9 protein-coding genes are annotated in these 15107 nt (G+C 48.2%); 7 read left to right on the forward strand and 2 right to left on the reverse strand.

Annotated features, from left to right (window positions below; all coding sequences use genetic code 11):
- Window positions 1-22 precede the first annotated feature (22 nt).
- Both IEW69_RS07580 and IEW69_RS07585 read left to right on the forward strand, forming a co-directional pair.
- Window positions 23-1021: an NAD(P)H-dependent glycerol-3-phosphate dehydrogenase gene (locus IEW69_RS07580; RefSeq protein WP_188626231.1), complete on the forward strand. Its 999-nt coding sequence runs from the start codon at window positions 23-25 to the stop codon at window positions 1019-1021.
- A 143-nt stretch (window positions 1022-1164) separates the two neighbouring features.
- Entirely contained in the window at window positions 1165-3942 is a 2778-nt protein-coding gene (locus IEW69_RS07585; protein WP_188626232.1) for a TonB-dependent receptor, read from the forward strand.
- An 89-nt stretch (window positions 3943-4031) separates the two neighbouring features.
- Here the strand turns inward: IEW69_RS07585 and IEW69_RS07590 are convergent, their stop codons facing one another.
- Both IEW69_RS07590 and IEW69_RS07595 read right to left on the reverse strand, forming a co-directional pair.
- Window positions 4032-5894 (reverse strand): DEAD/DEAH box helicase, encoded by a 1863-nt coding sequence (locus IEW69_RS07590; protein ID WP_188626233.1) that lies wholly within the window; start codon window positions 5892-5894, stop codon window positions 4032-4034.
- Window positions 5895-6031: 137 nt separating this feature from the next.
- On the reverse strand, window positions 6032-6490 hold the full coding sequence (locus tag IEW69_RS07595) for a DUF4293 domain-containing protein (protein WP_188626234.1): 459 nt from the start codon (window positions 6488-6490) through the stop codon (window positions 6032-6034).
- 248 nt (window positions 6491-6738) lie between these two features.
- Here IEW69_RS07595 and truA point away from each other — a divergent pair, with 248 nt between their 5' ends.
- From truA to IEW69_RS07620, 5 genes are read left to right on the forward strand one after another with little or no spacing between them, the layout of a single operon-like run.
- Complete coding sequence (gene truA / locus IEW69_RS07600; protein ID WP_188626235.1) at window positions 6739-7491, forward strand: tRNA pseudouridine(38-40) synthase TruA; 753 nt, start codon at window positions 6739-6741, stop codon at window positions 7489-7491.
- A gap of 1 nt (window position 7492) precedes the next feature.
- On the forward strand, window positions 7493-9262 hold the full coding sequence (locus IEW69_RS07605; protein ID WP_188626236.1) for an ABC transporter ATP-binding protein: 1770 nt from the start codon (window positions 7493-7495) through the stop codon (window positions 9260-9262).
- A gap of 29 nt (window positions 9263-9291) precedes the next feature.
- Window positions 9292-10566 (forward strand): dicarboxylate/amino acid:cation symporter, encoded by a 1275-nt coding sequence (locus tag IEW69_RS07610; RefSeq protein WP_188626237.1) that lies wholly within the window; start codon window positions 9292-9294, stop codon window positions 10564-10566.
- Window positions 10567-10575: 9 nt separating this feature from the next.
- Window positions 10576-12513 carry an alpha-L-fucosidase gene (locus IEW69_RS07615; RefSeq protein ID WP_229663553.1) on the forward strand — a complete coding sequence of 646 codons (1938 nt, stop codon included), beginning with the start codon at window positions 10576-10578 and terminating at the stop codon, window positions 12511-12513.
- A gap of 53 nt (window positions 12514-12566) precedes the next feature.
- Entirely contained in the window at window positions 12567-15062 is a 2496-nt protein-coding gene (locus IEW69_RS07620; protein WP_188626238.1) for a glycoside hydrolase family 3 N-terminal domain-containing protein, read from the forward strand.
- The last annotated feature ends 45 nt before the right edge of the window (window positions 15063-15107 follow it).

The raw sequence follows: 15107 nt of genomic DNA on the forward strand, positions 1-15107 counted from the left end.
CGGGACTTTTTATATATAGACTATGCTGGCAAAAGTTGCTATGATTGGTGGGGGTAGCTGGGCTACGGCTATCATTAAAATGCTTTCTAATAATATTAAAGAGAAAGAGATTTTCTGGTGGATGCGCAACACAGATGCCATTGAACACATCAAGAAGTATCACCACAATCCAAATTACCTGAGTGCTGCGGAAGTGAAAATTCCGGAGACCAATATTTCAGATAACATCAGCGAGATTATCTCCGCTGCGAATTATATCATTCTGAACGTACCTGCAGCATTCTTGAAAGAGACGCTAAAGGATGTTGAACCGGAGGACTTTAAGGGTAAGAAGATTGTCTCAGCCATTAAAGGCATCGTGCCGGATGAGAACCAGATTATTGGTGAGTTCCTTAATGAGAAGTTTCAGGTACCCTTTGAAGATATCCTGGTGATCAGCGGACCCTGCCATGCGGAAGAGGTTGCATTAGAAAAACTATCTTATTTAACCATTGCTTCTATCGATGTGGAAGCGGCAACCTACTTCGCTTCACTACTCAGCACACGCTACATCAAAACCAATGTTTCCGACGATATCTTCGGGACAGAATACGCAGCCGTACTAAAGAACATCTATGCTGTTGCCAGCGGCATTTGCCATGGTGTAGGGTATGGTGATAACTTCCAGGCGGTGTTAATATCCAATGCCATCCGGGAAATCAATCGATTTGTAAATGCCGTGCATCCCATTAGTCGCGACATCAAGGAGTCCGCATACCTGGGCGATTTGCTGGTTACGGCCTATTCGCAGTTTAGCCGCAACCGGACCTTTGGAAACATGATCGGGAAGGGCTATACCGTGAAATCAGCGCAGCTGGAGATGAACATGATTGCCGAGGGTTATTATGCGGCAAGCTGCATGCACGTGATCAATAAGAAGTATAAAGTAGACATGCCAATCAGTCGCGCCGTATATGCGGTGCTCTATGAAAAACACGCACCACAGATAGAAATGGCGCTACTTACGGAGCAACTTAGCTAAACACCACACTGAAGTTCAGGTGTTTGTCGCAAGTTGTTCCAGTATAAAATAGACTACACGTTTAGTAGGGTAAAATTGCAAATGGGTATATTTGCAACCTTTCTGGTGGATACCAGGAAGCCGTTTTACTTAGCTTATTTTATATGAAAATTAAACTTTACCTGTTTATTCTACTATGCTGCGGCATTGGGTTTTCGGCCCAGGCGCAGGTGATTCGCGGGGAAGTCCGTGACAGCAGTCAAACCATCACGGGTGCTACCGTGGCTGTCGTAGGGCAGCAGCTCCGCATCGGCACCGATGCCAACGGCAGATACGAACTTAAACTTCCTGCTCCGGGAACTTACCAGGTGACGGTAAGTTACATCGGCTACCAGACCTTACAGAAAAGCGTTACCGTTGCTGTGGATGAAGTGAAGCAGCTTGACTTCGACCTGATCAATGCTGGAGGCAATAATCTGGAGAACGTTGTTGTGTTGGGTTCACGTAGTGCCCCACGTTCACGTATGGACACACCGGTTCCGGTAGATGTTGTAGACATTCAAAAACTCACTGCCAACGTGGCGCAGGTTTCCGTCAACCAGATCCTGAACTTCGTAGCACCTTCCTTTACGTCTAACGTGATGAGCTTAACCGATGCCACGGATCACATTGACCCGGCATCTTTACGTGGATTAGGTCCGGATCAGGTATTGGTCCTGATCAACGGTAAACGTAGACACACCACTTCCGTGATCAACATCAACGGGAGTTTAGGTAAAGGTTCCGTAGGAACGGATTTAAATGCCATCCCAACTTCCGCGATTAAGCGGATTGAGATCCTTCGTGATGGTGCATCGGCACAATACGGCTCGGATGCGATTGCAGGTGTTATCAACATCATCCTGAATTCAGATGTGAATAAACTTAGCGCCAGCGTATCTGGTGGCGGCTTTGCTGGTAAACATTCAGATGGCTTAGATGGCGAAACGGTACAGGCCAATGTGAACTATGGTGTCGCATTGAACGATAAAGGTGGTTTTTTGAACCTTGCAGGTTCGTTCGACTTTCGTGATTTTGCTTCCAGAACAACCCCTTACCGTGGGGTAATCTTTACTGACTACAACAACCCGACGCTTTATCCTACGCCAACTGGTGTTGACATTACGGATGAAGAGCTTCTAAGAAGAGGCCTTGATCGTGGCGATTTCGTGCCCAACATTGGGCAGTCTCAAAACCGCGGTGGATCCTTGTTCTTCAACAGTGTTATCCCCGTTGCTGAAGAAGCAGAGATTTACGCGTTTGGTGGTCTGAACTATCGTAATGGTACCTCTACAGCTTTTTACCGTACACCGAGACAGCTTACCCAAAACAATGCGACCATATACCCGAATGGTTTCCTTCCGGAGATTAACACAAGCAACGTGGATCAATCCTTTGCCGTTGGTATCCGTGGGAATTTAGGCGAGTGGAAAACAGATTTTAGTAACAACTTTGGTCGTAATGCCGTAGAATTTGCGACCCGCAATACCTTGAACGCTTCCATGTTGAACGCTTCGCCGACTTCATTTGAGTCTGGCGGTTACGACTTCACCCAGAATACAACCAACTTAGATTTTACCAGATTCTTCGAAGGCCCGATGAGCGGTATCAACGTGGCTTTTGGTTTCGAGAATCGCTTTGAAAAGTACAAGATCAATCCGGGAGAGGAAGCATCCTATGTAAACTATGGTAATGCCATCAATGCAGGTACTGCAGCGAACCCGGTTTACATTCCATCCCCAACAGGAAACATCCCAACGCGCTTTGCAGCAAATGGTGCAGCCTTAGCGGGCGGTGCACAAGGTTTCCCTGGTATCAGTGCAGACAACCTGACCAATGAAACGCGTACCTCGATTGCAGGTTATGCGGATGTGGAGCTGAATGTCACCGAAAAGTTCCTTGTAGATGGAGCGGTAAGGTTTGAGAACTATTCTGATTTCGGTTCTACCTTGAACGGTAAGATCGCTGCGAGATACAAATTCTCCGATGCCTTCTTATTACGTGGTGCAGTGAACACAGGCTTTAGAGCACCATCCTTACACCAGCGTTATTTTAACTCTACATCTACCGTGTTTATTGACGGTGCATTTGTGGAGTCGGGAACCTTTGCGAACGACAGCCGTGTCGCACAGCTATTGGGTATTCCGAAGCTAAAAGAAGAAACTTCCGACAGTTATAGCCTTGGTTTCACCAGCAACTTAGGCAAGTTCAAAATCACGGTGGACGGCTACCTGGTAAACATCAACGACCGCGTAATCTATACTGGCCAGTTTAGCGGTAGCAATGCTGCTACGGCTACGCCACAGGATCGTGAGCTGTACGACTTATTGCGATTGGCGAATGCGACGACAGCAAGGTTCTTTGCGAACGCGGTAGACACTAGGACAATGGGTATTGATGCGGTATTTAGCTACAGCACGCCATTGGGTAATGGTGTATTTAGGGCAGATCTTGCAAATACTTTCACCAAGACCGAGATTAAAGGGGATGTACATGCTTCGCCACTGCTTGTGGGTAAAGAAAACATCTACCTGGATCAGGCGAGCAGAATCCTGATTGAGCGTGTAACGCCAAGGATTAAAACCAACCTGAGTCTGGATTATTCATGGAACAAGTGGAATGCCTTTGTGAGAAACGTGTACTTCGGTGAAGTGCAACAGCCAACCAACGTAGAGGCTAACCGTCAGACCTTACCTGGTCGCGTGATTACGGATGTAGGTGCAGGTTATAACCTGACCAAGAACCTTAAGCTTACCGTAGGGGCGAACAACCTGTTCGACGTTTATCCTGCGCAGTTGTTGTTGAGCAGTCAGGGTACTTCCGGTATTCTGTATCCTAACCAGGCGCCGCAGTTTGGCTTCCTGGGAAGATATGTATTCACCAGACTGGCTTTAAACTTTTAGACACTTACGAACATACTGTTGAAAAGTATGTGCATAAAAAAAGAGCGGATCAAATGATCCGCTCTTTTTTTATTTATGATGTTTAGATATTAAGATCTACGTCTTCTATCTCCGCTACCACCTTCGCGTCTTCCGCTTCCAGCTTTGTCGTCACGGCTACGGCCAGAGAAGTCTCTGAAACCACCACCGCTGTTACCGCCTTCACGTCTGCCGCCGCCGCCATAGCTTCTGCGCTCACCGCTTCCACCATCACGACGACCGCCGCCTCCGCCGTAGCCACCGCCACCGCTTCTGCGTTCGCCTCTTTCGCTGCTTACTGGTGCATCACCAGATTTTTCAATCCTTACACCACGGTTGTTGAATTCAATACCTTTGAAGTTGTTGAATAGTGAATCCACTGCTTCATTTTCAACTTCGAAGAAAGAATAAACACCTTTAAGGTCGATCTTACCAACGTTTTTACCGCTGATCTTACCATTGTTACATACGAAAGATAATAGGTCACCACGAGTGAAATCATCTACTGAACCAAGGTTAATGAACAGACGGGTATAACCTTCGCTGCTTCTTGAACCACGCTCGCCTCTTTCGCCACGTACACCACGCTCTCCACGATCATCTGCCGAAGCATTAAGATCTGGTGCGTTTTTGTAGTATTCCAAGAATCTGTTAAATTCTAAAGATGCAAAACGTTTGATGATGTCTTCTTTACTTAAGTCGCCGAATTCATCCATGATACGCGGAATGTACTGCTCAATCTGAGACTCGTTCACTTCAACGTTATTCACTTTATGGATTAAAGAGAACAGTTGTTTTTCACAAACATCAAAGCCGGTAGGTAGTTCTGCTTTGGTGAATTGTTTACCAATGATTCTTTCAATCTGACGGATTTTGCCAACTTCTTTAGAGTTGATGATACAGATAGAGATACCTGTTTTACCAGCTCTACCAGTACGACCGCTACGGTGTGTGTAGCTTTCAATCTCGTCAGGTAAAGAATAGTTGATTACGTGTGTTACGTTATTTACGTCGATACCACGTGCTGCAACATCAGTAGCAATTAACAACTGCATGTTACGATCACGGAAACGTTGCATAACCTTGTCACGTTGTTGTTGAGACAAGTCACCGTGTAAAGCATCAGCATTGTAGCCATCTTTAATTAAGTGCTCTGCAACATCCTGGGTATCCAGTTTAGTTTTACAGAAAACAACGGCAAAGATTTCAGGGTTGAAATCCACAATACGTTTTAAGGCAGCATATTTATCTCTAGCACGTACCATATAGTACTCATGCTCGATATTTACGTTACCCGTGTTTTTGGTACCCATGGTTAATTCCGTAGGGTTGTCCATGTAGTTTTTCGCTATTCTTCTAACCTCAGGAGGCATAGTAGCAGAAAACAACCATGTTTTTTTATCGTCAGGTGTTGTAGACAAAATTTCGTTAATGTCTTCCTGGAAACCCATGTTTAACATTTCATCGGCTTCGTCTAATACAACATACTTCACGCTTGAGAAGTCAATTGCTTTACGTCCAATGATGTCTAACATACGGCCCGGTGTAGCCACAACAATTTGTACACCGTTTCTGATCTCACGCAATTGCTGCATAATGTTAGCGCCACCGTAAACGGCAACCACGCTAGCACCAGAGATGTTTTTTGAGTAATTCTTGATGTCGCTCGCAATCTGCAAACAAAGCTCTCTTGTAGGGCATAAAATCAATGCCTGAGGCTTGTTGAGCTTAAAGTCGATAAGCTCAATCAGCGGCAATCCAAATGCGGCTGTCTTTCCTGTTCCTGTTTGGGCCAAACCAACAAAGTCGTTACTGCCCTCTAACAATACAGGAATAGCTTGCTCCTGAATAGGTGTTGGATTTTCGAAACCTAAATCCGTTACAGCATTAACAACGTCATCACTTATCCCCAATAATTTGAATGGGTTATTCATTTTAACTTTTTTAATTAAGCCGCAAAGGTAAGGTTAATAATCCGTATTTCATTGATAACGAAGTAAATAAAAACAGCCAATCGATGATTGGCTTTGCTATTCTAGTGGATTAAAAATCAGGTATTTAGACGGCTTGCTTAGCGGAGCCTATCGGCAGATTTGATCAGTCGCTCGTCATTATTGACGCCTCGAACGCCTAAACCGATGAAGATGATGGAAATTAATGGTAGAAATGCGCCGAGTTTATATTGAACACCTTCCAATCCGCCGGGAAATTTACCTAGGTAGTTATAAGTTAAAATTGACAATACAACGATTAAAATAATGCTCGCAAGGGCGCCTCGTTTCTGTTGCGTCCTATTTTTAAAGCTAAAAATAGTAAGGATCAGCATTGCAACCGCTGCAACAGTTAGGATGGTCAATGGTAAATAAGCTTCAATTTTTACCGCTGCTCCATTTGTTTGCTGAAAGATACCAAGGGCATTTACCCAGTACTCACTTTCATTAATAACTTTGCTCACAAATGGAATCATAAGTAATAAAGCAATGGCTAAAGCAGCCAGGAAAAACCATATGGTTTGTATTCTTTGTATCATCAGGTTCTGTTTTTTTGATCAAAAATACATTTTTATCTGAAATGCGAATAGCTGGGGCTGGTGTTTGTGTAATTGCTTTCTGAATCGAACATACCGAGATGGTCATAGCCCTGGGCCCGCGCGGAGATCTTTTAAGCGGTATTGGCTGGCGATGAAAATAGGCGTTTTACTAAATAATTTACAAAGCTTAAAGAATACCCCTGCAAAAAACACCACACTTGAAGGTGTAAAAAAGTACTTTTGCAACAGTGACTTCAAATCGTTTTTTCATAGAACTGGCTTATAACGGTACGGCGTACCATGGCTGGCAGATACAGCCAAATGCATTGAGCGTGCAAGAATGCCTGGACAAGGCGCTAACGACCTATTTCCGGCAGCCGGTAAGCTCGCTGGGTTGTGGGCGTACCGATACCGGTGTGCACGCTACAGAGTTTTTTGCACATGTGGACCTGCAGGATGTTGCTGCCGACAAAGTGCGCAATGCAGTTGGTAGCATTAATTCCTTGTTGCCATACGATATTGCTGTAAAGCAGATCTTTCCTGTAGAAGCAGATGCGCATGCACGTTTTCATGCCACTTCCCGGGCTTATAAGTACTTCCTGCACTTCCACAAAGATCCTTTTAAGCTTAACCGTTCTTGGTTGTTCAAAGGCGACCTTGATGTTGAAGCGATGAACCAGGCTGCGGAAATTCTTCAACAATATACCGACTTCTCGTGTTTTAGTAAGTCGAACACGCAAACCTTCACCAACAACTGTAAGATTATGCAGGCGGGTTTTGCCTGGGAGGGAGATAGCCTGGTGTTCAGCATTCAGGCAGATCGTTTTCTGCGGAATATGGTGCGGGCGATCGTTGGAACGCTAATCCGTGTTGGTAAAAAAGAAATCGCTGTTGCGGACATTCATGAAATTATTAATAGTAAAAACCGGAGTAATGCAGGACAATCGGTGCCAGCCTGTGGCTTGTACCTGGTCCGTGTAACATATCCTTTTATAAAGTAGCATGTCGAAAATCACGGGTGACGTCATTAATATAAACTTGTTAAAGCGGGTCTTTCAATACGTAAAGCCTTACAAGAACATATTCATTTATTCCGTTGTCCTGACCATCCTCCTGGCTGTCGTTGCACCGGTTCGCCCGTTTTTAATCAAGTACACCTTAGATGAACACATCCTTAAAGGCGATTACCAGGGCTTGCTGAACATGACGATCATCATGATTGTGCTGCTGGTTTTGCAGAGCATCATTCAGTACAGCCATACATTATTAACGAATACCCTGGGGCAGTCGGCGATCAAAGACCTCCGCATCGCGGTGTTTAACCACATCACCAAGCTGCGCTTGAAGTTCTTCGACCGCACGCCCATTGGACAGCTCATCACCCGTACCGTCTCCGATCTGGAAACCATTGCCGACATCTTCTCCGAAGGCTTGATCGTGATCATCGGAGATGTGCTTATGGTGATTGTGATCATTGCCGTGATGCTGTATCGCGACGTGGCCTTGACGATTATCGTACTGCTGCCTTTACCGCTGCTGATTGTAGCCACGACTATCTTTCAGAAAGCCATTAAGTCTGCTTTCCAGGAAATCCGGACGGAGGTTTCAAACTTAAATACCTACCTGCAGGAGCACATTACCGGTATTTCCATTATCCAATACTTCGCGCGGGAAGAGCAGGAATACCGCAAGTTCAAGAAGATTAACTCCCGGTACCGCGATGCGAACATCCGCTCCAACTGGTATTACTCCATTTTCTTCCCCGTGGTCGAGATTATCTCTGCCATGTCCATGGGACTATTGGTATGGTACGGCGCAAAGAGTATTCTGGAGAAACCCATGGATGTAACGCCCGGCACCATCACCGAATTTCTGTTATACATCAGTATGCTGTTCCGCCCGATTCGCGAGCTTGCGGATAAGTTCAATACGCTGCAGATGGGTATGGTGGGTGCAGAGCGCGTGTTTAAAGTACTGGATACGGACGAGCTAACGCCAAACACGGGCACTTACAAGCCTGTAACCATGAACGGCGAAATCTCCTTTAAGAATGTATGGTTTGCGTATAACGATGAACAATATGTGCTGAAAGACCTGAGCTTTGAAGTGAAAGCCGGACAGACGGTAGCCTTGGTTGGTGCCACCGGAGCTGGTAAATCTTCGACCATCAACATCCTGAACCGCTTTTATGAGATCCAAAAAGGGGAAGTGCTGGTTGATGGTGTAAACATTCATAAGTACGACTTGAACTTCCTTCGGCAAAACATTGCTACCGTACTACAGGATGTGTTCTTGTTTTCGGATACCATCTTCAATAACATCACGCTGAATAATCCCACGATTACGATGGAAGAGGTGGTGGATGCGGCAAAGAAGGTGGGTGCACATGAATTTATCGAGCGCCTGCCGGGCGGGTACCAGTACAATGTGATGGAGCGCGGCTCGACCTTGTCTGCCGGGCAGGCACAGCTGATCTCTTTCATCCGTGCACTGGTTTACAATCCTTCCATTCTGGTGCTAGATGAGGCGACTTCTTCCGTAGATACTGAAACAGAGTTGCTGATTCAACACGCAATTGACAACCTGATGTACGGCCGAACGGCCATTGTTATTGCCCACCGGTTATCTACCATCCAAAAAGCAGACCTGATCATTGTGCTGGACAAAGGGGAGATCAAAGAGAAGGGTACGCACCAGGAATTGCTGAAAATCGATGGCTATTACAAGCGATTGTACGATCTGCAGTTTTATTCTGGCGGTATCGCCACCTAGAAATGCCCCAAAATTCGTAATATCGAAAGATGAAGAAAATCGGTGCGAATTTAACCTTTCAGGTCCTCCTGGCAATTACCCTCGGAATCCTTGTCGGTACCTTCGTTCCCGGCTTCGCGCCGCAAGCCAAACTCATCAGTCAGGGTTTCATCAACCTGATCACCATGCTGATTGCACCCATCGTATTCCTGACCATCGTGCTGGGCATCGCCCACATGGGTGATATGAAGAAGGTGGGCCGTGTAGGCGGAAAAGCACTGTTATACTTCGAGATTGTCTCTACCCTCGCCATCGCCATCGGACTGGTGGTTGCCAATGTGCTTAAACCGGGTGTAGGTGTGCCTGCGGCAGATGGCGATGTTGCCAAGATCCAGTCGTACACCCAGCAGGGCGAAAGCATCGACTGGACGGAGTTTTTCTTTCACATCATTCCCAAGAACATCTTTGAATCTTTCACCAAAGGTGATATCCTGCAGATTCTCTTTTTTGCCATATTGTTCGGCTATGGGCTGAATAAAATGGGTGCTGAAGGTGCTTCAGTATTGCGGGGTATGGATAAGGTGTCTAAAGTATTCTTCAACATCATGAAGATTGTAATGCGGTTGGCGCCTGTGGGCGCCTTCGGCGGAATGGCTTACAGTGTGGGTACCTACGGCCTGCATACTTTGCTGCCCATGGCCAAGCTGATGGGTTCGGTGTACTTGACCTGCTTCCTGTTTATTTTTGTAGTGCTAAACGGCATCTGCCGATATTATAAATTCTCCCTTTGGAGTTATCTGAAGTTCATCCGCCAGGAGATCCTGATTGTACTGGGCACCTCTTCTTCAGAGTCTGTGCTGCCAAGTATGATGCAGAAAATGGAAGCGATCGGCTGTAAGAAGTCGGTGGTTGGCCTGGTCATTCCAACAGGGTACTCCTTCAACCTCGATGGCACGGCCATCTACCTGTCTATGGCGGTAATCTTTCTCGCACAGGTCTTCCATGTGCCGCTGGATCTTGGTCAGCAGCTCACCATCCTTGCCGTGCTTATGGTTACCTCCAAAGGTGCTGCCGGCGTTACTGGCAGTGGTTTTATTGTACTCGCTTCCACGCTTACGGCACTGAAAATCATGCCAGTGGAGCATATCGCCATCCTGCTTGGCGTAGACCGTTTTATGTCTGAAGCCCGGGCAATCACCAACATGATCGGCAACGGTATCGCTACCATTGTGGTTGCAAAAAGCGAAGATGAATTTGACGAAAGTAAATACCAGCTTGCCATACAACCTGCCAGAATTGAACAAGCTGAGGAAGATATCATTTAAAGCCTAATTATGATCAGAACCACCCTTTCCAAAACCCTTTGCGTATCCGGAATGATATGCCTCTCGAGCTTTATGGGATTTAGCCAGTCGGCACCCAAACCTTATGGCGCCTTGCCAACCGCTGCCCAGCTGGAATGGCACGAGATGGAGATGTATGCTTTGATTCACTTCGGTGTGGACACCTACACGGATAAGGAATGGGGCTTTGGTGATGAAGATCCGAAGATACTGAACCCCGTAAAGTTTGATGCCCGGCAGATCGTTGCTGCGGCTAAAGCAGCAGGATTTAAGGGCGTGGTTGTCGTTGCGAAACACCACGACGGCCTGTGCATCTGGCCCACGAAAACGACGGAACACAACATCAGCAATACACCATGGAAAGATGGAAAAGGCGACATGCTCCAGGAGTACCGCGAAGCCTGTGACGCACTGGGCATGAAGCTCGGCGTGTATGTTTCCCCATGGGACCGCAACAGTCCGCATTACGGCACGCCGAAATACCTGGAAATTTATCGGGAACAGCTACGCGAAGTGTACAGCAACTACGGCAAACTGTTCATCTCCTGGCATGATGGTGCGAATGGTGGCGATGGCTACTATGGCGGTGCAAATGAAACCCGGAAGATCGACCGTACCACGTACTACGACTGGCCAAACACCTGGGCGATCACCCGGAAGATGCAACCAGGTGCAGTCATCTTCGGCGATGTAGGCCCGGATGTACGCTGGGTGGGAAATGAAGAGGGGCATGCAGGTGAAACCAGCTGGGCAACCTACACGCCAATGGCACCAGACGCGGGCCAGACCCCTGCGAATGGCTATGTACTGCATCTTCGGGGCATCGAAGGCACCAGGAATGGCAAGTACTGGATGCCCGCAGAGGCGGATGTATCTTTAAGGCCGGGATGGTTCTACCATGCCAGTCAGAACCAACAGGTGAAATCGCCATCTACTTTAATGGACTTGTATTATAAGAGTGTGGGTCGCGGCGCAAACCTCGATCTTGGCCTATCACCAAACCGCGACGGACTGCTGGATAGTACCGATGTGAATGCACTGAAAGGCTTTGGTGCGCTGCTGCAGGAAACGTTCAGGACCAACCTTGCGAAAGGCGCTACGCTGAAGGCTTCAAATGTCCGGGGTGGCAGTGCGGGGAAGTTCGGGCCCGCAAATCTGCTGGATGCCGACCGTTACTCCTACTGGAGCACCGACGATGCCGTGCATACCCCAACGCTGACGATCACCCTGCCAGAGGAACGCACCTTTAATGTGGTGCGTTTGCGGGAGAACATTAAGCTGGGTCAGCGTATCGAAGCAGTAGAAATAGAAGTGCTGGGCAATGGACAGTGGCAAAAGCTCGCAGGGGCAACAAGCATCGGTGCAAATCGCCTCATCCGTTTAGCGGAGCCGGTGACCGCAAAACAGCTGCGGTTAATGATCAGCAAATCTCCGGTGAGCATTGCGCTGAGCGACTTCGGGCTGTACCTTGAGCCTAAGCGTCAGCAGGCAGCGCCTATTGCGGCGCAAAAGGATGCATCGCTAAGCAAAGGTGGCTGGAAGGTCATCAATAGCAGTGCTGCGGATGCACAACATGCCATCGACGGCAATCCGGCGACCATTTGGAGCAGCGCAAGTACAGACGTGTTTAAGCCTGTGAATCTCGACGTGGACCTCGGCTTTCCCCTGGAGTTCTCCGCTTTCAGCTATTTGCCGCGACAAGACAAACAAGTAACAGGTATCGCAGACCAATACAGCTTCCAGATCAGTACCGATGGTAAAACCTTCCTTGAAGTTGCTACAGGAGAGTTTTCCAACATCAGGGCAAACCCGATTGAGCAAGTGATAAAGCTGAAAGAAAAGGTGCAAGCCAGGTACATCCGCTTCGTTGGAAAGCGAAGCCTGGATGGAAAGGGCATTAGCATCGCAGAACTCGGCTTGCGCAAATAACGCAATGCTTGAGGCATGCACCTCAATTACATACCATTAAACTTTAGTTCCACATGCGAATAAGCACCTATGCAATCGTACTCTTAGCACTCTCCACTTGCACAACCATCCAGGCGCAAACCAATAAACCATCGGCTAAACAGCAGAAGTCCAGCAACAAAGGCACTGAATCACCCCGCTATAAAAACGCAAAGGCGCCAATTGATGCAAGAGTGAACGACCTGCTTGCACGAATGACAGTGCAGGAAAAGCTGGGGCAACTTAGAACCCAGCTGGGCTGGGAGATGTATGATAAGCAGGGTACTAAAATCAGTGTGTCGGAGAAGTTCAGGAAGGCGGTCTCTGAAGACCATGTTGGCAACCTTTGGGCCACTTTGCGTGCAGATCCATGGACGCAGAAGACCCTTGCTACAGGCTTGGACCCTTACACCGCGGCGAAAGCCACAAACATGCTGCAGCAGTACAACCTCGAACATTCCAGGCTTGGCATCCCTGTTTTCCTGGCGGAAGAATGCCCGCACGGACACATGGCCATTGGCACAACGGTGTTCCCGACGGCTATCGGCCAGGGCAGTACCTGGAATCCGGCACTTATCGGCCGTATGGCCGAAACGATATCCCGTGAAGCGCGGTTACAAGGCGGGCACATCGGCTATGGCCCCGTGCTCGACCTCGCCAGAGAACCAAGATGGTCGCGCGTGGAAGAAACTTACGGCGAAGATCCCTTTCTGAACAGCATGATGGGGCGTGCCATGGTGAAAGGCTTTCAGGGGGAAAACATCGGCAGCGGCGTGAATGTCATCTCTACCCTGAAGCACTTTACCGCGTACGGTGTACCTGAAGGGGGGCACAACGGCGGCCCAGTGCAGGTCGGCCTGCGCGAACTTTACCAAAGCTACCTGCCGCCATTCAAGGCCGCAGTAGAAGCAGGGGCACTATCGGTTATGACGGCCTATAACGCCATAGATGGCGTGCCCTGCACAGCAAACCCTTTCCTGCTGAAAGACATACTTAGGGATGAATGGGGTTTCCAGGGCTTTGTGGTTTCCGATCTCGGCAGTGTAAACGGACTTGCAGGTAACCACGGCCTTGCCGGTTCACTGGCAGAAGCCGCCGAACTCGCGCTTAATGCCGGCGTAGATAATGATCTTGGCGGAACCGCCTTCGCAAAACTGGAGCAATCCATCGCAACAAACGCCTTGACGAAGTCCAGACTGGACGAAGCCGTAAAAAGAATCCTCAGGCTGAAGTTTGAAATGGGGCTCTTTGAAAACCCCTATGTAGACCCTGCAAAAGCCAAGAACACGGTTCGCAACACGTCTGCCGTAGCAGTAGCCCGGCAGGTCGCACAGGAATCCATGATCCTGCTGAAAAACGAAAAACAAACCCTTCCCCTGAACAAGCAGATCAAGTCCATCGCCGTTATTGGCCCAAATGCCAACAACACCTACAACCAGCTGGGCGACTATACCGCGCCGCAGGCGGAAGACAATATCATCACGCCGCTTGAAGGCATAAGAGCCAAGCTCCCGGCGAATATTAAAGTTAACTATGTTAAAGGATGCGACATCCGTGATACCAGCAATGTGGATATTGCCGGCGCAGTAAATGCTGCTGCCGCTTCAGATGTAGCTGTTGTAGTGCTGGGTGGCTCCAGCGCGCGCGACTTCAAGACGGAATACATCAGTACAGGTGCGGCAACCGTTGGCACTGCCAAATCAGAACAGCTGAGCGATATGGAAAGCGGAGAGGGCTTCGACCGGCAATCGCTCGACCTGATGGGCAAGCAGCTCGAACTACTCAAAGCAGTCGTTGCAACAGGAAAGCCAGTCGTGCTGGTGTTTATTGGCGGTCGCCCGCTGAACCTGAACTGGCCTGCGGAAAATGTGAACGCGATCCTTTGCGCCTGGTACCCCGGACAAGAAGGCGGTAATGCCATAGCAGATGTATTGTTCGGCGACTATAACCCGGCGGGCCGACTGCCAATCTCCATCCCACGCAATGTGGGCCAACTGCCAGTCTACTACAATGACCGCAACCAGCAGAAACACGACTACGTTGAAGGTCCAGCAAGCCCTTTATACACCTTTGGGCATGGCTTAAGTTACAGCAGCTTTACTTATCAGGATTTACAGATCCAGGTAGCAGAACAATCCGCCGCCAAACAAGCTGATAACGTGCAATCCGGCAACATGCAAAGAGGCAACAACTCCGCTATGGCGCCAAAATCAAGTATGATCGCTCAAGTATCCCTGTCCGTCACAAACAGCGGCACCCGCGATGGCGATGAAGTGGTGCAGTTATACCTACATGATGAAAAAGCCTCCACGGTGGTTCCCCTGAAACAACTGAAAGCATTCAAGCGGCTCCACCTGAAAGCAGGAGAAACCAAAACCATAAGCTTCGACCTGAGCAAAGACGACCTGATGATCTATGATGCTTCCATGCAGCCAGTGGTAGAAAAAGGCAGCTTTAAGGTAATGGTTGGCGCAGGCTCAAAAGACATCCGGCTAAACGGTAAATTTGAGCTGAAAGAAGACCTGCGCTAAGCGTTAAAATACTACCATCAAAGAAATTCTTGACATATACTGCTC

Source organism: Pedobacter quisquiliarum (genome assembly GCF_014642175.1).
GTDB classification, from domain to species: domain Bacteria; phylum Bacteroidota; class Bacteroidia; order Sphingobacteriales; family Sphingobacteriaceae; genus Pedobacter; species Pedobacter quisquiliarum.